The organism is Variovorax sp. V93 (assembly GCF_041154485.1).
GTDB lineage: Bacteria > Pseudomonadota > Gammaproteobacteria > Burkholderiales > Burkholderiaceae_C > Variovorax > Variovorax beijingensis_A.
In genome coordinates, this window is record NZ_AP028669.1 from 5,235,562 (window position 1) to 5,258,873 (window position 23,312).

A 23,312-nucleotide genomic window follows, 5' to 3' on the forward strand; every position below is an offset into this window, starting at 1 on the left:
GGAGAGTCGCCGGCCCTACCAGCCCAGGCCGAGGTGCAGCGGCAGGTACACCGCCATGCCCGCGAGCATCGTGCCGAGCACACCGCGCCGCCAGTAGTAGTAAGCGGCGCCGACCACCGCCGCATACAGGCGCGCGTCGTGCAGCGTGGTGATCAGGTGGCCCTGGGTCATCACGATCTCGGGCGCGATCACGCCGGCCAGCGCGGCGGCGGGCGCGTAGTGCAGTGCGCGGTGCGCCCACTCGGGCAGGCCCCAGGGCCGGTCCAGGATGAAGAAGAAGCAGCGCGTCAGCACCGTGACCGCGGCCAGCCCGACGATCACGCCCATCGTCCACAGGTCGGTGCCCCTCACTTGTCGTCCTCCGCGTCGGGGTCGAGCCCGAACCGCTTCTCGAGCCAGAAGCACAGCAGCACCGCGGCACCGATGGCCACCACGATGTTGAGCTTGAGCGGCAGGGCATAGGCGGCCACCGCGGTGGCGCTGGCGACCAGCGCGGCCAGCACGCGCAGCCGGGTGGTGGCCATCGAGCAGACGATCGCCACCAGGCTCAGCACGCCGGCAAAGCCCAGGCCCCAGCTCTGCGGGATGAAGTTGGCCAGCGCAATGCCCAGCAGGCTCATGCCCATCCAGGAGCACCAGGTCACGAAGTAGTTGCCGGTGAGATAGGCCTCCTGCGACTGCTGCTCGGCAACGGTGGCCGGCGGCGCCGCGTACTGCCGGGTGAAGAGCGCGTAGCTCAGGTCGGCCGTCAGGTAGCCGTGCGTCATGCGGCGCCAGCGCGGCATGTGCATGAGGTAGGGCCGCAGGTGCAGGCTGAAGACCACGAAGCGCAGGTTGACGCAAAAGCCCGTGGCCAGGATCACCCAGGCCGGCGCGCCCGCGAACAAGAGCGGAATGGCCGCGAGCTGGGAGCTGCCGGCGTAGACCAGCAGCGTCATGGCCACCGACTCCAGCACGCTCATGTTCGACTTGACCATGGCCACGCCGGTCATCAGGCCCCAGGCGCCGATGCCCAGCGCGGCCGAGGACATGTCGCGGATGCCGGCGCGGAATTCGGGGCGGCGGCGAATGGCTGCGGAAAGGAACATCAGCCGAACCGCTGCCCGGGCTTCAGGTCGAAGCCGCGCAGGAAGTCGGCCACGGCCAGGCGCTTGCCGCCGGGCCGCTGCAGTTCGGTCGCCATCACCACCGAGCCGGCTGCCGCCACCGCCACGCCGGCATCGCTCACGGCCAGCAGGGTGCCCGGCGCGGCCGTAACCTCGGCCGGCGGCACCGCATGCGCGGCCCAGAGCTTGATGGTCTCGCCGTCGAGCAGGCTGTTGGCGCCCGGGAACGGGTCGAAGGCCCGGATGCGCCGCACGATGGCGTCGGCGGGCTGGGTCCAGTCGATCTGGGCTTCGTGCTTCTCGACCTTGCTGGCGTAGGTGACGCCTTCGGCGGGCTGCGGCGTGCGCACAAGGTGGCCGATGTTCGCCAGCGCCTGGACGATCAGGCGCCCGCCCAGCTCGGCCAGCCGGTCGTGCAGCCGCGCGGTGGTGTCGCTGCCGATGTCGACGGCTTCGCGCAGCAGCATGTCGCCGGTGTCGAGGCCGGCGTCCATCTGCATGATCGTGATGCCGGTCTGCGCGTCGCCGGCCTCGATGGCGCGGTGGATCGGCGCCGCACCGCGCCAGCGCGGCAGCAGGCTGGCGTGGATGTTGAGGCAGCCGTGCGCCGGCAGGTCGAGCACCCATTGCGGCAGGATGAGGCCGTAAGCCGCGACCACCATCACGTCGGGCCGGGCCGCCAGCAGCGCGTCGCGCGCGGCTGCGGCGTCTTGCGGGTACTTGCCGTCCAGCCGCAGGCTGCGCGGCTGTGCCACCGGCCAGCCGTGGGCGAGGGCGCATTGCTTGACGGGCGAAGCCTGCAGCTTCATGCCGCGGCCCGCGGGCCGGTCGGGCTGGCTCAGCACCAGCGCGATCTCATGGCCGGCAGCGGCAATGGCTTCGAGCGCGGCGCGCGCGAACTCGGGCGTGCCCGCGAAAACGACTTTCAGCGGGGTCAATCGCGGATCCGATCGAGTTCGAGGTCATCCCCCGTGTGATAGCGGCGCACCACGCCGGTGGGATCGATGTAGATATAGAGCATGCGGCGCTCGTTCACGGCCTTGTAGCGCCAGGTCCAGACCACGCCGTCGAACGAGCTGACGCGGCTGGTTTCAAAAGGCCGGCCGTAGAAGGCGAGCACGTCGTTCTGGCGCCACCGGTCGACCTTGATGTCGTGGCCGAAGCGCGCTTCGTTGAGCACCTGGGTCACGGAAACGACTTTGCCGGCGGCATCGAGGTCGATGTCGATGACCTCGAAACCCGCCGGCATGCGCGAATACTGCAGGCGCTCGCCGCCGCCGTTGAGCGGATAGCGGCCCGTGGGTGCGCCCAGGCGCTGCAGGGTTTCGGCGGCGGTGGTGCCAGGCACGATGCGCGTGGGTTCGCTCGCGCAGCCCGCCAGCACGAGCCATGCTGCGGCAAGGCCGAGGGCCCAGGGCCGCAGGGAGGCTGTCACGCCCGGCCCTCTTTGGCCTCTTCGCGCTGCTGCTTGAGCAGCTTGCTCTTGATGCGGTTGCGCTTGAGCGGCGACAGGTATTCGACGAACACCTTGCCCAGCAGGTGGTCGAGTTCGTGCTGGATGCACACGGCCAGCAGGCCTTCGGCCTCGATGGTGCGCAGTTCGCCGTTCTCGTCCAGCGCCTGGACCTTGACCGAGGTGGAGCGCATGACGCCGTCGTAGATGCCCGGCACCGAGAGGCAGCCCTCTTCGTTCAACACCTTTTCGTCGCTTGCCCAGATAATTTCGGGATTGATGAGCACCAGCGGCTCGTTGCGTTCCTCGGACACGTCGATGACGACCAGCCGCTCGTGCACGTCGATCTGGGTCGCGGCCAGGCCGATGCCGCTGGCGTCGTACATGGTCTCGAGCATGTCGGCCACCAGGGCCTTGATGCGCGCGTCGACGCCCTGCACGGGCTTGGCAACCGTGTGCAGGCGCTTGTCCGGGTAACTCAGAATGATTCGTTTGGCCATGAAACAGGGAGAAAGTTGTGGCTATTTTCGCCAATTCCGCGACGCGGCGACTCCGGATCGCCTGAAAACGTTGCCCTCCCAAGGGCTTCGGGCGCAGAATTCGTAGCAAATTGTGAGATTCGTATGCACGCCGATACGCGGCGCGCTCACCCATCCAGACATGAAAAAGCTCCGAATCACTGTCCGCCAGCGCCCGCATCTTCTCGCCACGTTGGCTGCCCTTGCGGTGATCACTGGCGGCACGACGGCGGCGTGGGCGCAGAACTACCCCGTCACGCCGCAGCAGCGCGCCACCGCCCAGCAAACCGCCCAGAACGGCGTTCCGCTGAGCGAGCTGGCGCCCAACGCGCCCGACGAATACACGGTCAAGCCCGGCGACACGCTGTGGGCCATCTCGCGCCTCTACCTGCTGCGCCCCTGGCGCTGGCCGGAACTGTGGGGCATGAACATCAGCGAAATCGCGAATCCGCACCGCATCTACCCGGGCCAGGTCCTCTACCTGGACAAGACCGGCGGCCGCGCACGCCTGACCATGCGCCGCGGCGCTGGCGGCAGCGCCGATGGCGGCACCATCAAGCTGTCGCCGCGCACGCGCTTCGACTCGCTGGCCGGCATGGCCCTGCCCACGCTCAACCCGAGCATCATCGAGCCCTTCCTGAGCGAGCCGATCGTGGTGGACGCCGACACGCTGCAGGCCGCGCCGCGCATCGTTGCCGGCAACGACAGCCGCGTCCTGCTGTCGCGCGGCGACCGCGCCTATGCGCGCGGCAACGCCGAGACGCCGCTGCTCGAAACGCCGGGCCCGCTGAAGAATTTCCGCGTGTTCCGCAGCGCCACGCCGCTGAAGGACCCGGGAACCGGCGAAATCCTCGGCTACGAGGCGCAGTACCTGGGCAAGGCGCAGCTGCAGCGCGGCGAATCGACCACGGTCGAGACCACCGACGACAAGGACGTGATCACCGTGGTGCCGGCCAGCATCGACATCATCGCGGCGCGCGAGGAAATCCGCGCCGGCGACCGCCTGCTGCCTGAACCGCCGCGCCAGCTGCTGAGCTATGTGCCGCGCGCGCCCTCCTCGCAGGTCGAGGGCCGCATCATCTCGGTCTACGGCAATGCGGTGCAGTTCGCGGCGCAGAACCAGGTGGTGGCCATCAACAAGGGCACGCGCGACGGCATCGACAGCGGCCACGTGCTGGCCATCCTGAAGAACGGCGAGACCATTCTCGACCGCACCGGCGCGCGCAAGGAAACCATCAAGCTGCCGAACGAACGCATCGGCCTGCTGATGGTGTTCCGGCCCTTCGAAAAGGTTTCGTACGCACTGGTGCTCGAGATCACCGACACTCCGAAGGCGGGCGACTTCCTCGTCAATCCCTGACGCTTTTTCCGCTTTCTTCTTTCTCCGCTTCATTTGGACCGAGCAGAACTCGCAGGCTGGCTGCGGCTTTCACTGACGCCGGGCATCGGCGATGGCGCCGCGCGCCGGCTGCTGGCGGCCTTCGGGCTGCCCGAGAATATCTTTGCGCAGACGGGCGAGGCGCTGCGCCAGGTCGTTTCGCCAGCGCAGGCCGACGCCCTGCACCAGCCGCCGCCGGGCCTGCAGGCCCAGCTCGACCAGACCTGGCAGTGGCTGCAGCCCGGCCACGATGACGGCGGCGCGCGCCGCCTGGTCACGCTGGGCGATGCCGCCTACCCCACCTCGCTGCTCGAGATGGCCGATCCGCCGCTGATGCTCTACGTGCTCGGTGCCGCGGACTTCGAGCTGACCCAGCTCGGCCACAGCATTGCGGTGGTCGGCAGCCGCAACCCCACGCCCCAGGGCGCCGCCAATGCCCGCGCCTTTGCGCGCGCGCTGGGCGAAGCGGGCCTGCCGGTGGTGTCGGGCCTCGCGCTCGGCGTCGACGGCGCCGCGCACCAGGGCGCGCTCGATGCGGCCGGCGACATGCCGCGGCTCGCCACGGTGGCCGTGGTGGGCACCGGCCTGGACCGCGTCTATCCCGCGCGGCACCGCGACCTGGCGCACCGCATCACGCTGCAGGGGCTGATCGTGAGCGAGCTGCCGCTCGGCACGCCGCCGCTCACGCAGAACTTCCCCAAGCGCAACCGCCTCATCGCCGGCCTGGCCCGCGGCACGCTGGTGGTCGAGGCCGCGCTGGCATCGGGCTCGCTGATCACCGCGCGGCTCACCTCGGAACAAGGCAAGGAAGTGTTCGCCATTCCGGGCTCGATTCATTCGCCGCAGTCGCGCGGCTGCCATGCGCTGATCCGCCAGGGCGCGAAGCTGGTCGAATCGGTCAACGACATCCTCGAGGAGCTGCCGTCGCTGCACGCAGGCAGCGCGGCGGCGGTACCGGCGGCCGCGAACGGCGATGCCGGCGCTGTGCCCGGCGCGCGCGAAGAGCCCTTGCTGGACGCGCTCGGCTTCGACCCCGTGAGCCTGGACGCGCTGAGCGCGCGCACCGGCTGGAGCGCCGCCGCGCTGCAGGCCCGGCTGCTCGAACTCGAGCTCGACGGCCACGTTGCGCGGCTGCCCGGCGGCCTGTTCCAGAGAGCAGCCATCGGCTGACGCCCGCGCCCGCTTTTTCGTGAAACACCGCGGAACCGGCTTTGCCGGGCCGCTGGTGTTGCCCCCGGTAGGGGGTGGGCGAAGCGACACGAAGTGCACGAAGCCTGGGAGCGAGCCACATTTCCTCGGCTATATTGGGCCCATGTTCGAAGTGCTCGTGTTTGTCTACGAAAACTATTGGCGCGGCGATGCCTGCCCCGAACCCCATCAACTGGGCCGCAAGCTCAGCGCCCACGGCTTCGAGGCAGAGGAAATCCGCGATGCGCTGCACTGGCTCGATGGCCTGAGCCTTGCCACGCAGGGCATGCAGTTCGAACGAAGTCCCGGCAACGACGCCGTAGCCACGGTCACGCTGCGCGGCGCGCCCGAGGCAGCCCTGCCCCAGTCGGACAGCGCCATGCGGGTCTATTCGCAGGCCGAGCAGGAGCACCTGGGCGCCGACTGCCTGGGCTTCATCCGCTTTCTCGAGTCGTCGAACGTGCTGTCCTGCGGCCTGCGCGAGATCGTCATCGAGCGCGCCATGGCGGCGCCGGGCGATCCGGTCGCGCTCGACGAGCTCAAGATCATCGTGCTGATGGTGCACTGGAGCACCGGCATCGAGCCCGATGCGCTGGTGCTCGACGAACTCTGCGAAAGCCGCGAAGGCAGAACCGCACACTAGCTGGCTAGTTCAGCAGGCGCTCCGGATTCGCGTCGAGCTTCGCCAGCGCCTCGCGCGTGGCGCGCACCGTGAGCGTTTCCTCTTCGGCCGGCACCAGCAGGCCGGCCTGCAGGTAGTTGGCCAGCCGGCCGACCTGGATCAGGAAGCTGCGGCCGTCGGCCGAGGCGAACAGGTGCAGCTGCTTGCGGTCGCTGCGCCAGACGAACTGCACCTGGCTCACGCGGTCGTTGTGGTCGAGCATGAACCAGTTGCCGACCTCCAGTTCGTGGGCCCACGCGAGCATGTCTTCGGCCGGAACGCCGCCCATGGTGTCGGCCACGACCTCGATCGAGGCCGCATCCACGCCCAGCAGCAGTTCGATGCTGTTCGCATCGAGCGGCAGGCTGGAGGCGCCGCCGTCGTCGCTGACGAAATCTTCCAGGTGCGCGAGGCGCTCGGCCATGGCCTCGATCTTGGCCGCGGGAATGGCTTCGGTCTTCGACAGGAAGGCGTCGGACAGGGTGGCGCCGATGGCCTTGATGTGGGCCTCCTGCGGCTCGTCGATGATGCCCAGCAGGTTCATGCCCAGGCGCAGGCGCTGCAGCAGCTGCGGCAGGTCCTGGATCACGCGGGCGCGGTCGGCGCGGTTGGGCTTGGCGCTGGCCGCCCACACGAGCTCGGAGGCCACGCGCTTGAGCATCACCGTCTGCTCGCCCTGCGCGCCGTAGCGCAGCGCGGCAATCGCCAGCACCTCGGCCCAGACCTTGAAGAGAAACTCGCGGATCTCCTCGCGCACCGGCATGTCGTTGAGCATCTTGCGCAGCTCGATGGTGTACTGGATCGCCATCGTTTCCTTCTGCTCGACCTGCTGCGCCACGCTCATAACGCGCTGGGTGGCGTCGCTTTGCGTGAGATAGCGGTTGAGGAAGGCGACGAACTCGTCGAACACCAGCTTGAAGACGCGCTGGCCGGTTTCGGGATACTGCTCGATCACCTGCACCACGCGGCGGATCTCGCCCTCGAGCGCACTGCCCGAGATGGCGGCGGCATCGAAGCCCATCACGCAGGAGCCCATGCGGTCGATCAGCATGCGCGCGGGGTGCTGCAGCGTGCCGAAGAACTCGGGCTCGGCAATGGCCACGCGCAGCACCGGCATCTGCAGGCGGGCAAACCACACGCGCGCCGAGAAAGGAATGCGCTCCTCGGCGAGGATGGCCTGGAACATGAGCGCCACGATCTCGACCGTGGCCTTGTCGGCGGTGGTGGGCGCCCTTTTCTTGAGCTCGGTGCTGCGCCGCCGGAGGTCGACCGCGGTCTGCTGGATCAGGGTGGCCTGCTCCGCGGAGCCCGGCACCGAACCCTGCATGTACTGCGAGGCAGCCACCCGGTAGGCGGCCTCGGCTTCGGCGATCGCGCCGACAAAGGTCCGGGAGACGGCGCGGGCGCCCCCGGCGCCGGTCGCACCGGCGACGGCCGCATGGCCGTCCATTCCCGTCGTCGTCATCGAGGGCGAAGGCGAGGCCGGCGGCTCCGCGCCGATGCGAGCGGCGACGAAGCGCTTGAGGCTCAGGAGCGCCGTCTGCGCGCGCTGGCGGGCGACCATCAACGGCGAGCCGCCCGTGGTGAAGGCCGGCGCGGCGCCCGGGCGCTGCATGGCGCCGCCGGCGTAGGGCGATGCCGGCATCGTCGCCGGCCCGGTGGGACTGACGCTGCCGGTGCTGCTGCCGGTGCGGCGGACAAAGCTCTTGAGATCGATTTCGGGCATCACGCCCCGGGAGACCAGGAAGGCGTTGGCGTCTTCGTAGGCCTTGACGACCACGCCGACGAGCTGCTGCTGCACGGTGTCCTGCACGCGGGCCCAGAGCGCGCGGCTCAGGCCGGCCGCCAGCCACTGGTCCACCAGCAGCCGGGCCAGCGTTTCGGGCCTGAGCACGTCGTGGGCGTCGAGTTCTGCGGTGCCTTCCAGGAACTGGATGCGCAGCCGCAGGTCGCTGAGTTCGAAGCTGGCCTTGTCGTGGATCAGCTGCGCGAGGCGCGACGACAGGATGCTGCTCTCCATGGCATCGTCGCCGATGAGTTCGAGCCGCAGCTTCGCGGCGGGCGCGGCGGGCGCCGCACCCGCTGTAGCGTCCACCGACTTGCGCCAGCCCGCCTGCGCGAGCGACACCCATTGCGAGGCCTGGCCCTGGAACGCCACGAAGTCGTCGCGGCTCTCCTGCATGGCGCGCGCACTGCCGATTTCCGAGGCCTGCTGCGTCAGGCGGTCCCGTATCGCCTGCGCCAGCGGGACGATGACGCCCTCGGTGGCACGGACGAAGCGCTCACGCGTCTCGTGTGCGAGTTGCAGGGAGGAAGCGGACCGCGCGGTGCTCATTGAAGGATCAGAAAGGCCAACGGGACTCTATTTTTCGGCGAAAGCCGAGAGCTTGCATCGGCAAGCGCCACCGCACAAGTGTGCATCACCTGCGGCATGGTTGCGGGCTTGCGCGGTGCGGTCCCCTTGATCCGGCGCAATCAGACCACGGCGCCGGCGTTCGGGTCGTCCTCGGAGCCGCCGTCGCGCTTGGTCGGGCCGCCCTTGATCAGGTCTTCGCGCTTGATGCCCAGCCACATGGCAATGGCCGCCGCCACGAAGCAGGACGAGTAGATGCCAAAGCAGATGCCGATGGTCAGCGCCAGCGCAAAGTAGTGCAGCGTCGGGCCGCCGAAGAAGAACATCGAGAGCACCACCAGCTGCGTCGAGCCGTGCGTGATGATGGTGCGGCTGATGGTCGAGGTGATCGCGTTGTCGATGATCTCGACGGTGTTCATCTTGCGGTAGCGCCGGAAGTTCTCGCGCACCCGGTCGAAGATCACGACCGACTCGTTGACCGAATAGCCCAGCACCGCCAGCACCGCCGCCAGCACCGCGAGCGAGAACTCCCACTGGAAGAAGGCGAAGAAGCCCAGGATGATGACCACGTCGTGCAGGTTGGCGAGCACGGTGGCAAGCGCAAACTTCCATTCGAAGCGGATCGCCAGGTAGATCATGATGCCCACCACCACCATGCCCAGCGCCTTGAGCCCGTTGGTGGTGAGCTCCTCACCGACCTGCGGGCCGACCACCTCGATGCCGCGCTGCGTGGCCGAGGGATCGACCGTCTTGAGCGCCTGCATCACCTGTGCGCTCTGCTGGTCGGAGTTCATGCCCTTTTGCGCCGGCAGGCGGATCTGCACGTCGCGCGAGGTGCCGTAGCTTTGCACCTGCACGTCGGGGTAGCCGAGCTTGCCGATGGCCTCGCGCACCTTGCCGATGTCGGCCGACTGCTGGTAGGCCACCTCCATCACGGTGCCGCCCGTGAACTCCACCGACAGGTGCAGCCCGCGGTGCAGCAGGAAGAACACCGCCAGCGCGAAGGTGACGAAGGAGATGATGTTCAGCACCAGCGCGTGGCGCATGAACGGGATGGTCTTGTGGATGCGGAAGAATTCCATGGCGCTTGTCCTTGACCTTTACTTGCCTTCAGCCACGGCCGTGCCGTCGGTCTTGGGGCGCCAGACCGTGCCGATCGACACCGTCTTGAGCTTCTTCTTCTGGCCGTACCAGAAGTTCACGAGGCCGCGCGAGAAGAACACGGCCGAGAACATCGAGGTGACGATGCCGATGCAGTGCACCACCGCGAAGCCGCGCACCGGCCCCGAGCCGAAGGCCAGCAGCGCGATGCCCGCGATCAGCGTGGTCACGTTGGAGTCGAGGATCGTGCCCCAGGCGCGGTCGTAGCCGGCGTGGATGGCCGCCTGCGGCGAGGCGCCGTTGCGCAGCTCCTCGCGCACGCGCTCGTTGATCAGCACGTTGGAGTCGATGGCCACGCCGATGGCCAGCGCCATGGCCGCGATGCCGGGCAGCGTGAGCGTGGCCTGCAGCATCGAGAGAATGGCGACCAGCAGCATCAGGTTGACGGCCAGCGCAATCGACGAGAACAGGCCGAACAGCGCGTAGTAGGCGCACATGAACACCATGATGGCCAGGAAGCCATACATCACGCTCTTGAAGCCCTTCTCGATGTTGTCGGCGCCCAGGCTCGGGCCGATGGTGCGTTCCTGGATGATTTCCATCGGCGCGGCCAGCGAGCCGGCGCGCAGCAGCAGCGCGAGGTCGTTGGCCTCGACCACGGTCATCGAGCCGGAAATCTGGAAGCGGTTGCCGAGCTCGCCATTGATCGACGGGGCCGTGAGCACTTCGCCCTTGCCCTTCTCGAAGATCAGCATGGCCATGCGCTTCTTGTAGTTCTCGCGGCTCACGTCGCGCATGATCCGGCCGCCCTTGGCGTCCATGGTCAGGTCGACCTTGGGCTGGTTGCTCTGCTGGTCGAAGCCGGGCTGCGCGTCGGTGAGGTTCTCGCCGGTGACGAGCACCTGCTTCTTCACGATCACCGGGCGGCCGTTGCGTTCGAGGAATTTCTCGGAGCCGAAGGGCACCGGTCCGCCGCTCAGCTCGGCCGCGCGGCCTTCGGCGCTTTCGTCGACCAGGCGCATCTCGAGCGTGGCGGTGCGCCCCAGGATGTCCTTGGCCTTGGCCGTGTCCTGCACGCCGGGCAGCTGCACCACGATGCGGTCCAGGCCCGACTGCTGGATCACCGGCTCGGCCACGCCGAGTTCGTTGATCCGGTTGTGCAGCGTGGTGATGTTCTGCTTGAGCGCCGCGTCCTGGAGCCGGCGCGCGGCTTCGGGCTTGATGGTGGCCACGAGGCGCCAGTTGCTGCCGTCCTGGCTGTCGGTGGTGGCGAGGTCCTGGAACTGGTCCTGGATCAGGCGCTTGGCCGCTTCGAGCGCGGCCGCGTCGCGGAACAGGACCTCGATGGTTTGGCCGTTGCGGCTCACCGAGGTGCCGCGGATGCCCTTGTCGCGGAAAGTGGTGCGCAGGTCGCTCGCGAAGGATTCGGCCTTTTTGTCGATGGCGCCCTTCATGTCGACCTGCAGCAGGAAGTCGACGCCGCCGCGCAGGTCCAGGCCCAGGTACATCGGGAACGCATGCAGCGACGTGAGCCAGGCCGGCGAACGCGAGACCAGGTTCAGCGCCACCACGTAGGGCGGATCGGCCGGATCGGGCACCAGCGTGCGCTGCAGGGTGTCGCGCGCCTTGAGCTGCTCGTCGGGCGTGGCGAAGCGCGCGCGCAGCGAGCCGGCCTCGAGCGTGAGCAGGTCGGGCGCGAGCCCGGCGGCCTTGAGCGCCTCCTCGACCCGGCTCCGGGTGGCCGCATCGACCTTGACGGTGGACTTGGCCGCGGACACCTGCACGGCAGGCGCCTCGCCGAAGAAGTTCGGCAGGGAATAGATCAACCCCACAAGCAGCACGATCACGATGATCGCGTACTTCCAGACCGGATAACGGTTCATGAGAAAGCGCTTTTCAGAAACAGGACACCGGCGTAACTTGAGGCCATGCGCCACGAAGCGCAAGGCCGAGCCGCGCGTTGATTGCTGGGCTTACTGCTTGACGGCGCCCTTGGGCAGGACCTGGACCACAGCGCTGCGCTGGATCTTGATCTCCACGCCATTGGCGATTTCGAGGCCGAGGTACTGGTCGCCGAGCGAAGTGATCTTGCCGAGCACGCCGCCGGCGGTGGCCACTTCGTCGCCCTTGGCCAGCGCCTCGATCATGGCGCGGGCTTCCTTCTGGCGCTTCATTTGCGGGCGGATCATCACGAAATACAGCACCACGAACATCAGCACCAGGGGCAGCATGCTGCCCAGCGAGGACAGCATGTCGCCACCGCCGGAAGCTGCGGGTGCGGTCTGGGCGAAAGCAGAGGAAATGAACAAGAGAGTCTCCAGCAGAGAGAAGAGAGGAATGTCAGAAGCGCGGACCGGGCCCGCGGTTCCGCGGCCCCGGGGAAAAGGCCGCGAGTCAGAGCTTGAGGCGGCCTCGGCCGCGCGCAGCAGCGGGCATTGTATTCGTGGCAATGCCCCGCTCCGCGCGCTTATCCGGCGCGCGGAGCGGGGCTTTCCACGGGCTCCGGTCGCTATCTTTTCAGAAGCAAACGCCCGAGGCGGGGGGCCGCCGGGGCGCGCCCCGCGCCGGAATCACGCGGCGGCGCGCTGCGCCTGCTGCGGATGGCGCCACTTGGCGAGCAGCTCGCTCCAGCGGGTGCGGGCCGCGGCAAGGTTGCGCTCCTTCACGTGGCCGTAGCCGCGGATCTGCTCGGGCAGGCTCGCGATCTCCAGCGCCAGCGCATGGTTCTCGGCGCGAAGGCCGGCCATCACTTCCTCGATGCTCGCGCGGTACTCGGCGATGAGTGCGCGCTCGGTCCTGCGCTCTTCGGTGCGCCCGAAGATGTCCAGGGCCGTGCCGCGCAGGCCCTTGAGCCGGGCCAGCAGCCTGAAGCCGGCGAGCATCCAGGGGCCGAACTTCTGCTTCTGCAGCTGGCCCTTGGCGTTCTTCCTGGCGATGATGGGCGGCGCGAGGTGGTAGTTGAGCTTGAAGTCGCCCTCGAACATGCCCTCGACGCGGTCGAGGAACGAACGGTCGGCGTGCAGCCGCGCCACCTCGTACTCGTCCTTGTAGGCCATGAGCTTGAACAGGTAGCGCGCCACCGTTTCGGCCAGCGCGGTCTTGCCAAGCGCCGATTCGGCCTGCCGGACCTTGTCCACGAACTGCCGGTATTCCTCGGCATAGGCCGCGTTCTGGTAGCCCGTGAGGAATTCGACCCGGCGCGCCACCAGGCTTTCGACGGTCTCGCGCTTCTTGAACTCGATCACCTGGCCCGGGCGCAGGCGCTTTTGCAGCTCGTCCGGATGGACGGCCGCCTGGCGGCCCCATGCGAAGGCGGTCTTGTTGTTCTCGACCGCCACCGCGTTGAGCTCGATGGCGCGCAGCAGCGACTCGAGCGCCAGCGGAATCCAGCCCTTTTGCCAGGCAAAGCCCAGCAGCATCGGGTTGGCATAGAGGCTGTCACCCATCAGCGTGGTGGCCGCGGCATCGGCATCGAAGGTGCCGAGCGCGTCGGTGCCCACGGCGCGCGCGATCTGGCTGGCGCAGTCGTCCTGCGGGTTCACCCAGTTGGCGTTGCGCACGAAGGCGGCCGTGGGCGTGCTGTGCGTGTTGAGCGCGACGTGCGTGCGCCCTTCGCGCATGCGCGCCAGGGTTTCGGCGTTGACGGCCACCAGCGGATCGGCCGCCAGAATGAGGTCGGCCGCGGCGGTGCCCACGCGCGTGGTGCGGATCGCCTCCTGCGACTGGCCGATCAACGCATGGCTCCAGGTGGCGCCGCCCTTTTGGGCGAGGCCGGCCGCGTCCTGCGTGACGATGCCCTTGCCCTCGATGTGCGCCGCCATGCCCAGCAGCTGGCCGATGGTGATGACGCCCGTGCCGCCGACGCCGGCCACCACGATGCCCCACACCTGGTCCTGCGCCAGCACCGGCACGGCCGGCTCGGGCAGCGGGCCGAGTGCGAGCGGCGAATCGGCCTTGTCCCGGGCCTTCTTCTTGAGCTGCCCACCCTCGACCGTGACGAAGCTGGGGCAGAAGCCCTTGAGGCAGCTCATGTCCTTGTTGCAGCTGCTCTGGTTGATGGTGCGCTTGCGGCCGAACTCGGTTTCCAGCGGCTCGACCGACAGGCAGTTGCTCTGCACGCTGCAGTCGCCGCAGCCTTCGCAGACCAGCTCGTTGATGACCACGCGCTTGGCCGGATCGACGGCCGTGCCCCGCTTGCGGCGGCGGCGCTTCTCGGTGGCGCAGGTCTGGTCGTAGATGATGGCGGTGGTGCCGGCGATCTGGCGGAATTCGCGCTGGACCTCGTCGAGCAGGTCGCGATGCTTGACCGCCACATGGTCGCCCGGGATGTTCACGCCCTCGTACTTCTCGGGCTCGTCGGTCACGATGACGACCTTCTTGGCGCCCTCGGCATGCAGGCTCTCGGCGATCTGCAGCACCGAGTGGCCCTCGGGCCGCTCGCCGACCTGCTGGCCGCCGGTCATGGCCACGGCATCGTTGTAGAGGATCTTGTAGGTGATGTTCACGCCGGCCGCGATGCTCTGGCGGATCGCGAGCAGGCCGCTGTGGAAGTAGGTGCCGTCGCCCAGGTTCGCAAAGATGTGCTGGTCGGTGGTGAAAGGCTGCTGGCCGACCCACGGCACGCCCTCGCCGCCCATCTGCGTGAAGCCGATGGTGGAGCGGTCCATCCAGGTGGCCATGAAGTGGCAGCCGATGCCGCCCATCGCGCGCGAGCCCTCGGGCACCACGGTGCTGGTGTTGTGCGGGCAGCCCGAGCAGAACCAGGGCTGGCGGTCGGCGCCCTGCACGCCGCCCACCTTGAGCACTTCCATCGAGCGCTCCTTGGCTTCGAGGATGGCCATCTGGGCGTCGATGCGCGCGCGCATGTCTGCGCCGGCCTGCTCCAGGATGCCGAGCTTGCGCAGGCGCTGCGCAATCGCCTTGGCGATCAGCGCCGGGTTCAGGTCGGCGTTGGCGCGCAGCAGCGTGTTGGCGGTGGGGTTGGGCATGGCCCATTCGCCGCCGGAGAAATCGCCGTCGAGCTCGTTGAACTTGCCGAGCACGGTGGGGCGCACGTCGGCGCGCCAGTTGTAGAGCTCTTCCTTCAGCTGGTATTCGATGACCTGGCGCTTTTCTTCGACCACCAGGATCTCCTGCAGGCCGGTGGCGAAGTCGCGCGTGAGCTGCGCCTCCAGCGGCCACACCACGCCCACCTTGTGCAGCCGGATGCCCAGCTGGCGGCAGGTGGCGTCGTCCAGGCCCAGGTCGATCAGGGCCTGGCGGGTGTCGTTGTAGGCCTTGCCGCTGGCCATGATGCCGAAGCGGTCGTTCGGGCCTTCGATCACGTTGTGGTTCAGCCGGTTGGCGCGGATGTAGGCGAGCGCGGCATACCACTTGTAGTGCATGAGGCGCGCTTCCTGCTCGAGCGCGTGGTCGGGCCAGCGGATGTGCAGGCCGCCGGGCGGCATCTGGAAATCGGTGGGAATGACGATCTCGACGCGGTCCGGGTCGATCATGGCCGTGGCGCTCGACTCGACGATTTCCTGGATCGTCTTCATGCCCGACCAGATGCCCGAGAAGCGGCTCATCGCAAAGGCGTGGATGCCGAGGTCCAGGATTTCCTGCACGTTGGCCGGAAAGAACACCGGCGTGCCGCAGGCCTTGAAGATGTGGTCGCTCTGGTGCGCGGCCGTGCTGCTCTTGGAAATATGGTCGTCGCCCGCCACCGCGATCACGCCGCCCCACTCGGTGGTGCCCGCCATGTTGGCGTGCTTGAAGACGTCGGAGCAGCGGTCCACGCCCGGGCCCTTGCCATACCAGATGCCGAAGACGCCGTCGAACCTGTTGGTGCCCGCGGGCGAGAAGCCCAGCTGCTGGGTGCCCCAGAGCGCGGTGGCGGCGAGTTCTTCGTTCACGCCGGGCTGGAACACGATGTTCTGTTCCTTCAGGAACTTGCTGGCCTTCCACAGCGCCTGGTCGTAGCCGCCGAGCGGGGAACCGCGGTAGCCGCTGATGAAGCCCGCGGTGTTCTTGCCGGCCTGCTTGTCGCGCAGGCGCTGCAGCATCGGCAGCTTGACCAGCGCCTGGACGCCGCTCATGAAGGCCCGGCCGTAGTCGAGGCTGTATTTATCGTCGAGCGTGACCGTTTCGAGGGCCTTGCGAATGTGCTCCGGCAGCGGTGCGTTCATTGATGTCTGTCTCCGTGTGGCAGGGCCTTTTGGGCCTGGCTGATGGGGTGTGGGTCTGTGCCCGGGTCGGGCGCGAGCCCATGATCACGCAAAGTGTATGCCGGGGTGCGCGACAGGTGTTTGCGTTCTGTGCCTCAAAAAAGCAGCTTCCAGGAAGAATCTTGCTTAATATTGCCATCCATGGAAAGCATTGACAAGTTCGACCTCGCAATCCTGCAAGAACTGCAGGCCGATGGACGCCTCACCAACGCCGAGCTTGCGCAGCGCGTGGGGCTCTCGGCCGCGCCCTGCTGGCGCCGCGTGCGCGCGCTGGAGGAAGCCGGCTTCATCAAGGGCTACCACGCCGAGATCGATCGCCACAAGATCGGGCTGGGCGTGCTCGCTTTCGTGCGCGTGGACACCGAGCGCGTCACCAACGATGCAACGCTGAAACTGGAGGACGCGATCCGCAAGCTGCCCGAGGTGGTGGCCTGCCACTACATCAGCGGCACCGGCACCTTCGAGCTGCAGGTGGTGGCGCAGGACCTGGACAGCTTCTCGGCCTTCGCGCGCCAGCACCTCATGAACCTGCCGAACGTGAAAGACCTGCACACCAGCTTCTCGCTGGGCGAGGTGAAGGCCAGCAGCGCCTGGCCGCTCGGGCACCTGGCGCACTAGCGGCAACCTAGAATTCCCGCCCACCCATACACACACGCCGCCAGCCGGCGGATCAAGACGAAGAGGACCCCGCAATGAACCCCATCCGCCGCGCCCTGGCGCTCGGCCTTGCCGCCGCCACGCTCGCCTTCGGCGCCCAGGCCCAGAACCGCGAACTCACCGTGGCCTCCAGCGCCACCTACGCGCCCTTCGCCTTCGAGAACAAGGACAAGCAGATCGTCGGCTTCGACATCGACATCATCAACGCCATCGCCAGGCAGCAGGGACTGAAGATCAAGGTGGTCAACACGCCGTTCACCGGCATCTTCGGCGCGCTCAACAACGGCGACGTCGACCTCGTGATCTCGGGTGTCACCATCAACGAGAAGCGCAAGCAGAGCTACGACTTCACGCCGCCCTACTTCGCGGCGCGCCAGCTGATCGCGCTGCCCAAGAACAGCACGGTCGCCTCGCTGAAGGACCTCGCGGGCAAGAAGATTGCCGTGGTGAGCGCCTCCACGGCCGACGACATCGCCTCGCGCGAGTTCGGCAAGACCAGCCCCAACATCCGCCGATTCGAGAGCACGCCGCTCATCATTTCCGAGCTGGCCGGCGGCGGCGTCGATGCCGCCATGGGCGACAACGGCGTGATCGCCTACCGCGTTGCGCAAAACCCCGACCTGAAGACCATCGACGACAAGTCCTTCCCCGAGGAAGGCTTCGGCATCGTCGTGAAGAAGGGCGACAAGGCGCTGCTCGACAAGCTCACGGCCGGCCTGGCCGCGATCCGCGCCGACGGCAGCTACGCCACCATCTACAAGAAGTGGTTCAACAAGGACCCGAACGCGCGATGAGCGCGGCCGGTCCGAGCGCGAGGGCGCAATAGATGGAACAGCCGATCCTCCTGTTCGGATGGTTCCGCTGGGACATCCTGGTCGAATACAAGGACCTGTTCTGGCACGGCGCCTGGATGACGCTGCGCATGACGGTGGTGTGCGTGCTGCTGGGTTCGAGCTGGGGCCTGTGCCTGGCGCTCGCGCGGCTCGCCCGGCCGCGCCATGCGCCCTGGAGCTGGGTGGCGCGCTTCTTCCTGCGCTGGCCGGCCACGGTGTACGTGAGCTTCTTCCGCGGCACGCCGCTGTTCGTGCAGATCCTCTTGATCCACTTCGCGGTGATGCCGGTGTTCATCCATCCGGCGACCGGCCTGCTGATCAGCGGCGACCTGGCACGCGAGCTCAAGCAGGAGCATGGCGCGCTGATCTCGGGCGTGGTGGCGCTCACGCTCAATTCGGCGGCCTACATCTCGGAGGTGTTCCGCGCCGGCATCCAGTCGATCTCGCGCGGGCAGTTCGACGCCGGCCGCTCGATCGGCTTCACGCCCCTGCAGGTGATGCGCTACGTGGTGCTGCCGCAGGCCTTCAGGCGCATGCTGCCGCCGCTGGGCAACAACGCGATCGCGCTGCTGAAGGACACCTCGCTGGTCTCGGCCATCGGGCTGGCCGAGCTGGCCTACGCCGCGCGCACGGTGGCCGGCGCCTATGCGCGCTACTGGGAGCCGTACCTCGCGATCTCGGTGGTCTACTGGGTGATGACGCTGGTGCTCACGACGATGCTGCGGCGGCTCGAACACCGGCTGGCGCGCAGCGACAGGGGATAGGCACAATCGGGCGACATGCCACCGATTTCCCCCGAAGAGACACCCATTCCCCCGGCCCGGCCGCAGCCGCCGAAGTTCGCGGCGCTCGAGCCGCTCAAGCTGCCCGTGTTCCGCATGCTGTGGAGCACCTGGCTCATCGCCAACATCTGCATGTGGATGAACGACGTGGCGGCGGCGTGGATGATGACCTCGCTGACCACCTCGCCGATCTGGGTGGCGCTGGTGCAGTCGGCCTCGACCCTGCCGGTGTTCCTGCTGGGCCTGCCCAGCGGGGCGCTGGCCGACATCCTGGACCGCCGGCGCTGGCTGGTGGCCACGCAGTTCTGGCTGGCGGGCACGGCCATCGTGCTGTGCGCGGCCATTGCGATGGACCTGATGACCGCGCCGCTCTTGCTGGCGCTCACCTTTGCCAACGGCATCGGCCTGGCGCTGCGCTGGCCGGTGTTCTCGGCCATCGTGCCCGAGCTGGTGCCGCGGCCGCAATTGCCGGCGGCGCTGGGCCTGAACGGCATCGCGATGAACGCCTCGCGCATCATCGGCCCGCTCACGGCCGGCATGCTGATTGCCAGCGCGGGCAGCGTCTGGGTGTTCGCACTCAACGCGGTGCTGTCGGTGGCCTCGGGCTTCGTGGTGCTGCGCTGGCGGCGCGAGCACACGCCCAATCCGCTGGGCCGCGAAAAACTCATCAGCGCGATGCGCGTGGGCGTGCAGTTCGTCTGGCAGTCGCAGCGCATGCGGGCCGTGCTCTCGCGCATCACGATCTTCTTCTTCCATTCCACCGCCCTGCTCGCGCTGCTGCCGCTGCTGGCGCGCAACCTCAAGGGCGGCGGCGCCGCCACCTTCACGCTGCTGCTGGCCGCCATGGGCGCGGGCGCGATCATCGCGGTGCTGTTCCTGCCGCGGCTGCGCCAGGCGCTCGGGCGCGACCAGCTGGTGCTGCGCGGCACGGTGCTGCAGTCGCTCGCCACCGCGGTGATGGCCTTCGCGCCCAACGCCTGGGTGGCGGTGCCCGCGATGTTCTTCGGCGGCATGGCCTGGATCACGGTGGCCAACTCGCTCTCGGTGTCGGCCCAGCTCGCGCTGCCCGACTGGGTGCGCGCGCGCGGCATGTCGACCTACCAGATGGCGATCATGGGCGCGAGCGCGATCGGCGCGGCGCTCTGGGGCCAGGTGGCCACCGTCACCGACCTGCGCTCCAGCCTCGAGATCGCCGCCGCGAGCGGCACCCTGCTGATGCTGGCGGCGCTGCGCTGGGTCACCGACGTCTCGGGCGAGGAAGCCGACATGAGCCCGGCGCGTGCCGGCTGGGCCGCGGGCCCGCCGGCGGAAACGCCGGAGGAAAACGGCCGCGTGGTCATCACCATCGAATACATGATCGACCCCGCGCGCGCGGCCGCCTTCCACCTGGTGATGCACCAGACCCGGCGCGCGCGCCTGGGCCAGGGCGCCATCGGCTGGGAACTGCTGCACGACATCGCGGAGCCGGGCCGCTACCTGGAAGAGATCGTGGACGAAAGCTGGACCGACCACCTGCGCCGCTTCAACCGCGCCACGGCCGCCGACATGGCGCTGCGCGAGCGGCGGCTGGCCTTCCACATCGGCGAGTCGCCGCCGGTGGTGACGCGCTACGTGGTGAAGCGCTGAGCGGCCCGCAGCGGCTTCAGTGGAAGAACTGCAGCCGCGTGAGGAAGGTATGGCCGCCCTCTGCCGCCATCAGCCCGACCAGCACCAGCAGGCACAGGGGCGGCACCAGGATGGCATAGACCAGCGACAGCCGCTCCCAGGCCATGTGCATGAAGACCGCGACGATCAGCCCCGCCTTCAGCAGCATGAAAGTGATGATCAGGGCCCAGCGCAGGTACCCCTGGAAATGGAAGTAGTCGACCAGGTAGGACATCGTGCTGAGCACGAACAGCAGCCCCCAGATCTTGAGATAGAGGCTGATCGGATGTTGCTGGCCTGCGACGGGGTCCATGATGGTCCTCACCAGAGATAGAACAGCGCAAAGATGAACACCCACACCAGGTCCACGAAGTGCCAGTACAGCCCGGCGATCTCGACGATCTGGTAGTTGCCGGCCTTGTCGTAGTCGCCGCGCAAGAGCTTGAAGGCCACGGTGAACAGGAAGACCACGCCGGCCGACACGTGCAGCCCGTGGAAGCCCGTGATCATGAAGAAGGCCGAGCCGAATTGCGCGGCCCCCATCGGATTGCCCCAGGGCCGCACGCCCTCCTCGAGGATCAGCTTGGACCACTCGAAGGCCTGCATGCCGACGAAGATTTCGCCGCAGGTCGCGGTCACGAGCATCAGCGTGGCGGCGTTCACGCGGTCGCGGCGGTAGGCGAAATTGACCGCCATCGCCATCGTGCCGCTGCTGCTGATGAGCACGAAGGTCATGATCGCGATCAGCAGCAGCGGGATGTCGGCGCCCCCCACATGGAGCGCGAACACCTCGCTCGGGCTGGGCCACGGCACGGTGGTCGAGGCGCGCACCGTCATGTAGCCGGTCAGGAAGCAGCTGAAGACGAAGGTGTCGCTGAGCAGGAAGATCCACATCATCGCCTTGCCCCACGACACGTGGAAGGCCTGGCGGTCGGAGGACCAGTCGGCTATCAGCCCGCGCCAGCCGCTGGCGGCGAGGGTCGGACTCAAGGGCCTTGCGGCGATCGTTGCGGTGTTGTTCATGGGACGCCTCCTCAGGATGTGCCGCAGATGAAGCGCGCCACCTCCGGCGTCACCCAGCCCAGCAGCGCGAACAGCACCAGCCACACCGCCAGCATGAAGTGCCAGTAGCGCGCGCACAGCGCAATGCGCCATGCGGCCCGGGCCGGATCGGGCCATGCGGCGTTCGCCGTCCAGGCCCACCCGACCAGCCCGCCCGCCAGGTGGAGCCCGTGCATGGCGGTCAACAGGTAGAAGAAGCTGCCCGCCGGATTTCCGGCCGGCATCACCTGCGCGCTCAGCAGCGCCTGCCAGGCCCACAGCTGCGCGCCCAGGAAGGCCACTGCGAAGAGGCCGCCGGCGAGCAGCAGGCGGCGGGCCCGCATCGGGGCGCGACGGCGCGCTGCGCCGCCGGCCCATTGCAGCGCCGCGCTGCCCGCCACCAGCAGCGCCGAACTGAGCCAGAGCTGCCACGGCAGCGCGATCGTCATCGAATCGTCGCCGCCCATGCGCATCACGTAGGCCACGATGAAGAGCGAGAACAACGCGGTGGCCACGCCCATGAAGACCCACAGGCCGATGCTGGCCGCGCTCGCGTGCGCGTCGCGAGGCAGGCCGCCGCGGAGGCTCCAAGCGGTGCCCGCGCTCATGCCGGCGCTCCCCGGACCTCGCTCTGGCCCTGCGGCTCGGGCTCCCCGGGCCCGGCTTCCGGCGGTGCGTTCTGTGGTATGAAATCCTCCGCCGCACCCGGCTCTCCATAGGCATAGGCCCACCGGTAGACCACCGGCAGCCGCGGCCCCCAGTTGCCGTGGCCCGGCGGCGTGGCGGGCGTCTGCCATTCGAGCGAGGCGGCGCGCCATGGATTGGCGTCGGCCCGCTGCCCGCGCCAGGCGCTCCAGGCGAGATTGGCGATGAACAGCAGCTGCGCCACGCCGACGATCAGCGCGACCACGGTGATGAACGTGTTCAGGCTGAATGCCGAGGGCGGGATGAACGCGTAGCCGTCGAAGTTGTAGTAGCGCCGCGGCATGCCCAGCACGCCCAGGTAGTGCATCGGAAAATAGATCAGGTAGGTGCCGAGGAAGGTGATCCAGAAATGCAGCCGGCCGAGCCGGTCGTCGAGCATGCGGCCCGTGACCTTGGGGAACCAGTGGTAGATGCCGCCGAACACCACCAGCAGCGGCGCCACGCCCATCACCATGTGGAAGTGCGCCACCACGAAATAGGTGCCCGACAGCGGAATGTCCACGCTCACGTTGCCGAGGAACAGGCCCGTGAGCCCGCCGATCAGGAAGGTGCACAGGAAGGCCAGCGCGAACAGCATCGGCACCGTCAGGTGGATGTCGCCGCGCCACAGCGTCAGGATCCAGTTGTAGACCTTGATCGCGGTGGGCACCGCGATGATCAGCGTGGTGGTCGCGAAGAAGAAGCCGAAGTACGGGTTCATGCCGCTCACGAACATGTGGTGCGCCCACACCACCACGCTGAGCGCGCCGATGGCGACGATGGCCCACACCATCATGCGGTAGCCGAAGATGCACTTGCGCGCGTGCACGCTGATCAGGTCGGACACGATGCCGAAGGCCGGCAGCGCCACGATGTAGACCTCCGGATGGCCGAAGAACCAGAACAGGTGCTGGAACAGCAGCGGGCTGCCGCCCTTGTAGCCCGTCACCTGGCCCATCGACACCAGCGCCGGCATGAAGAAGCTGGTGCCCAGCGTGCGGTCGAGCAGCAGCATCACGCCGCTGACGAACAGCGCCGGGAAGCCGAGCAGCGCGAGGATGGTGGCCACGAAGATGCCCCACACCGTGAGCGGCATGCGCAGCAGCGTCATGCCTTCGCAGCGTGCCTGCAGCACGGTGGTCACGTAGTTGAGGCCGCCCATCGTGGTCGCCACGATGAAGATGAGCAGCGACACCAGCATCAGCACGATGCCGCCCGCATGGCCCGGCGTGCCGGGCAGGATCGACTGCGGCGGGTACAGCGTCCAGCCCGCGCCGGTCGGTCCGCCCGCGACGAAGAAGCTCGCCATCAGGACCACCACCGACAGCAGGTAGACCCAGAAGCTCAGCATGTTGAGGTAGGGGAACACCATGTCCCGCGCCCCCACCATCAGCGGAATCAGGTAGTTGCCGAAGCCGCCGAGGAACAGCGCCGTGAGCAGGTAGATCACCATGATCATCCCGTGCATGGTCACGAACTGGTAGTAGCGCTCGGCGTTGATGAACTCGAACTGGCCCGGAAAGCCCAGCTGCAGCCGCATCAGGTTGGACAGCACCACGCCCACCACGCCCACCGCGATGGCGGTGCAGGCGTACTGGACGGCGATCACCTTGTGGTCCTGGCTCCAGACGTAGCGGGTCAGGAAACTCTGCGGCGCGGGGTGCCCGGCGTCGTCGGCGTGGGACATGGCATGCCCCGTGGGCGAAG

Annotated in this window: 21 protein-coding genes; 7 read left to right on the top strand and 14 right to left on the bottom strand. The window is 68.1% G+C overall.

Translation table 11 applies throughout. The features are described 5' to 3' along the window. Positions 1-15: 15 nt before the first annotated feature. Genes ACAM54_RS24920 through def form a run of 5 tightly spaced genes read right to left on the bottom strand, consistent with a single transcriptional unit; the run spans position 16 to position 3,059 of the window. Positions 16-351 (bottom strand): AzlD domain-containing protein, encoded by a 336-nt coding sequence (locus ACAM54_RS24920; RefSeq protein WP_015867848.1) that lies wholly within the window; start codon positions 349-351, stop codon positions 16-18. After that, a complete protein-coding gene (locus ACAM54_RS24925; RefSeq protein ID WP_145739238.1) occupies positions 348-1,088 on the bottom strand; it encodes an AzlC family ABC transporter permease in 741 nt (246 codons plus the stop codon). Before ACAM54_RS24925 ends, ACAM54_RS24920 begins: the two co-directional genes overlap by 4 nt. Further along, positions 1,088-2,044 (bottom strand): methionyl-tRNA formyltransferase, encoded by a 957-nt coding sequence (fmt, locus tag ACAM54_RS24930; RefSeq protein ID WP_209535609.1) that lies wholly within the window; start codon positions 2,042-2,044, stop codon positions 1,088-1,090. Before fmt ends, ACAM54_RS24925 begins: the two co-directional genes overlap by 1 nt. Further along, on the bottom strand, positions 2,041-2,541 hold the full coding sequence (locus ACAM54_RS24935) for a hypothetical protein (RefSeq protein WP_369649258.1): 501 nt from the start codon (positions 2,539-2,541) through the stop codon (positions 2,041-2,043). The genes fmt and ACAM54_RS24935 overlap by 4 nt, the downstream gene beginning before the upstream one ends. Next, positions 2,538-3,059 (bottom strand): peptide deformylase, encoded by a 522-nt coding sequence (def, locus tag ACAM54_RS24940; RefSeq protein ID WP_369649259.1) that lies wholly within the window; start codon positions 3,057-3,059, stop codon positions 2,538-2,540. The genes ACAM54_RS24935 and def overlap by 4 nt, the downstream gene beginning before the upstream one ends. Positions 3,060-3,219: 160 nt before the next feature. Between def and ACAM54_RS24945 the strand changes: the two genes are divergently transcribed. The 3 genes from ACAM54_RS24945 (at position 3,220) to ACAM54_RS24955 (ending at position 6,286) form a co-directional block, all read left to right on the top strand. Further along, a complete protein-coding gene (locus tag ACAM54_RS24945) occupies positions 3,220-4,437 on the top strand; it encodes a LysM peptidoglycan-binding domain-containing protein (protein ID WP_145739233.1) in 1,218 nt (405 codons plus the stop codon). Positions 4,438-4,470: 33 nt separating this feature from the next. Further along, complete coding sequence (dprA, locus tag ACAM54_RS24950) at positions 4,471-5,625, top strand: DNA-processing protein DprA (protein WP_369649260.1); 1,155 nt, start codon at positions 4,471-4,473, stop codon at positions 5,623-5,625. A gap of 142 nt (positions 5,626-5,767) precedes the next feature. After that, entirely contained in the window at positions 5,768-6,286 is a 519-nt protein-coding gene (locus ACAM54_RS24955) for a DUF494 family protein (RefSeq protein WP_369649261.1), read from the top strand. Between the two features lie 4 nt (positions 6,287-6,290). On the opposite strand, the gene ACAM54_RS24960 is transcribed toward ACAM54_RS24955, so the two are convergent. The 5 genes from ACAM54_RS24960 to ACAM54_RS24980 all read right to left on the bottom strand — a co-directional run bounded on the left by ACAM54_RS24960 (position 6,291) and on the right by ACAM54_RS24980 (position 15,925). Beyond that, positions 6,291-8,639: a DUF1631 family protein gene (locus ACAM54_RS24960; protein WP_369649262.1), complete on the bottom strand. Its 2,349-nt coding sequence runs from the start codon at positions 8,637-8,639 to the stop codon at positions 6,291-6,293. A gap of 140 nt (positions 8,640-8,779) precedes the next feature. Beyond that, positions 8,780-9,739, bottom strand: a complete 960-nt coding sequence (gene secF, locus ACAM54_RS24965) for a protein translocase subunit SecF (RefSeq protein WP_145739225.1) — start codon at positions 9,737-9,739, stop codon at positions 8,780-8,782. 18 nt (positions 9,740-9,757) lie between these two features. Continuing rightward, positions 9,758-11,641, bottom strand: coding sequence for a protein translocase subunit SecD (gene secD / locus ACAM54_RS24970; protein WP_369649263.1), 1,884 nt, complete (start codon positions 11,639-11,641; stop codon positions 9,758-9,760). 90 nt (positions 11,642-11,731) lie between these two features. After that, positions 11,732-12,067 carry a preprotein translocase subunit YajC gene (gene yajC, locus ACAM54_RS24975; RefSeq protein ID WP_018905224.1) on the bottom strand — a complete coding sequence of 112 codons (336 nt, stop codon included), beginning with the start codon at positions 12,065-12,067 and terminating at the stop codon, positions 11,732-11,734. Positions 12,068-12,328: 261 nt separating this feature from the next. Further along, positions 12,329-15,925, bottom strand: a complete 3,597-nt coding sequence (locus ACAM54_RS24980; RefSeq protein WP_369649264.1) for an indolepyruvate ferredoxin oxidoreductase family protein — start codon at positions 15,923-15,925, stop codon at positions 12,329-12,331. Positions 15,926-16,105: 180 nt separating this feature from the next. Here ACAM54_RS24980 and ACAM54_RS24985 point away from each other — a divergent pair, with 180 nt between their 5' ends. The 4 genes from ACAM54_RS24985 to ACAM54_RS25000 all read left to right on the top strand — a co-directional run bounded on the left by ACAM54_RS24985 (position 16,106) and on the right by ACAM54_RS25000 (position 19,862). Continuing rightward, complete coding sequence (locus ACAM54_RS24985; RefSeq protein ID WP_369649265.1) at positions 16,106-16,582, top strand: Lrp/AsnC family transcriptional regulator; 477 nt, start codon at positions 16,106-16,108, stop codon at positions 16,580-16,582. Between the two features lie 74 nt (positions 16,583-16,656). After that, entirely contained in the window at positions 16,657-17,415 is a 759-nt protein-coding gene (locus ACAM54_RS24990) for a basic amino acid ABC transporter substrate-binding protein (protein WP_369649266.1), read from the top strand. A gap of 32 nt (positions 17,416-17,447) precedes the next feature. Beyond that, positions 17,448-18,218: an amino acid ABC transporter permease gene (locus ACAM54_RS24995; protein ID WP_369649267.1), complete on the top strand. Its 771-nt coding sequence runs from the start codon at positions 17,448-17,450 to the stop codon at positions 18,216-18,218. A 15-nt stretch (positions 18,219-18,233) separates the two neighbouring features. Then, complete coding sequence (locus ACAM54_RS25000) at positions 18,234-19,862, top strand: MFS transporter (protein ID WP_369649268.1); 1,629 nt, start codon at positions 18,234-18,236, stop codon at positions 19,860-19,862. 16 nt (positions 19,863-19,878) lie between these two features. On the opposite strand, the gene ACAM54_RS25005 is transcribed toward ACAM54_RS25000, so the two are convergent. From ACAM54_RS25005 to ctaD, 4 genes are read right to left on the bottom strand one after another with little or no spacing between them, the layout of a single operon-like run. Further along, a complete protein-coding gene (locus ACAM54_RS25005) occupies positions 19,879-20,193 on the bottom strand; it encodes a cytochrome C oxidase subunit IV family protein (RefSeq protein WP_145739215.1) in 315 nt (104 codons plus the stop codon). A gap of 8 nt (positions 20,194-20,201) precedes the next feature. Further along, positions 20,202-20,903: a heme-copper oxidase subunit III family protein gene (locus tag ACAM54_RS25010; RefSeq protein ID WP_209535615.1), complete on the bottom strand. Its 702-nt coding sequence runs from the start codon at positions 20,901-20,903 to the stop codon at positions 20,202-20,204. Between the two features lie 11 nt (positions 20,904-20,914). After that, the gene (locus ACAM54_RS25015; RefSeq protein WP_145739211.1) at positions 20,915-21,529 is read right to left on the bottom strand and encodes a cytochrome c oxidase subunit 3; all 615 of its coding nucleotides are present in this window, start codon (positions 21,527-21,529) and stop codon (positions 20,915-20,917) included. Next, a complete protein-coding gene (ctaD, locus tag ACAM54_RS25020; RefSeq protein ID WP_307698297.1) occupies positions 21,526-23,292 on the bottom strand; it encodes a cytochrome c oxidase subunit I in 1,767 nt (588 codons plus the stop codon). The genes ACAM54_RS25015 and ctaD overlap by 4 nt, the downstream gene beginning before the upstream one ends. Between the last annotated feature and the right edge of the window lie 20 nt (positions 23,293-23,312).

Excerpts from the sequence above, each read along its gene's own strand:
- ACAM54_RS24990 (WP_369649266.1), top strand. The coding sequence starts at position 16,657 with ATGAACCCCATCCGCCGCGCCCTGGCGCTCGGCCTTGCCGCCGCCACG.
- def (WP_369649259.1), bottom strand. The coding sequence starts at position 3,059 with ATGGCCAAACGAATCATTCTGAGTTACCCGGACAAGCGCCTGCACACG.
- ACAM54_RS24995 (WP_369649267.1), top strand. The coding sequence starts at position 17,448 with ATGGAACAGCCGATCCTCCTGTTCGGATGGTTCCGCTGGGACATCCTG.
- ACAM54_RS25000 (WP_369649268.1), top strand. The coding sequence starts at position 18,234 with ATGCCACCGATTTCCCCCGAAGAGACACCCATTCCCCCGGCCCGGCCG.
- ACAM54_RS24945 (WP_145739233.1), top strand. The coding sequence starts at position 3,220 with ATGAAAAAGCTCCGAATCACTGTCCGCCAGCGCCCGCATCTTCTCGCC.
- ACAM54_RS24985 (WP_369649265.1), top strand. The coding sequence starts at position 16,106 with ATGGAAAGCATTGACAAGTTCGACCTCGCAATCCTGCAAGAACTGCAG.
- ACAM54_RS24955 (WP_369649261.1), top strand. The coding sequence starts at position 5,768 with ATGTTCGAAGTGCTCGTGTTTGTCTACGAAAACTATTGGCGCGGCGAT.
- ACAM54_RS24925 (WP_145739238.1), bottom strand. The coding sequence starts at position 1,088 with ATGTTCCTTTCCGCAGCCATTCGCCGCCGCCCCGAATTCCGCGCCGGC.
- ACAM54_RS25015 (WP_145739211.1), bottom strand. The coding sequence starts at position 21,529 with ATGAGCGCGGGCACCGCTTGGAGCCTCCGCGGCGGCCTGCCTCGCGAC.
- ACAM54_RS25005 (WP_145739215.1), bottom strand. The coding sequence starts at position 20,193 with ATGGACCCCGTCGCAGGCCAGCAACATCCGATCAGCCTCTATCTCAAG.
- ctaD (WP_307698297.1), bottom strand. The coding sequence starts at position 23,292 with ATGTCCCACGCCGACGACGCCGGGCACCCCGCGCCGCAGAGTTTCCTG.
- ACAM54_RS25010 (WP_209535615.1), bottom strand. The coding sequence starts at position 20,903 with ATGAACAACACCGCAACGATCGCCGCAAGGCCCTTGAGTCCGACCCTC.
- secF (WP_145739225.1), bottom strand. The coding sequence starts at position 9,739 with ATGGAATTCTTCCGCATCCACAAGACCATCCCGTTCATGCGCCACGCG.
- ACAM54_RS24980 (WP_369649264.1), bottom strand. The coding sequence starts at position 15,925 with ATGAACGCACCGCTGCCGGAGCACATTCGCAAGGCCCTCGAAACGGTC.
- secD (WP_369649263.1), bottom strand. The coding sequence starts at position 11,641 with ATGAACCGTTATCCGGTCTGGAAGTACGCGATCATCGTGATCGTGCTG.
- ACAM54_RS24960 (WP_369649262.1), bottom strand. The coding sequence starts at position 8,639 with ATGAGCACCGCGCGGTCCGCTTCCTCCCTGCAACTCGCACACGAGACG.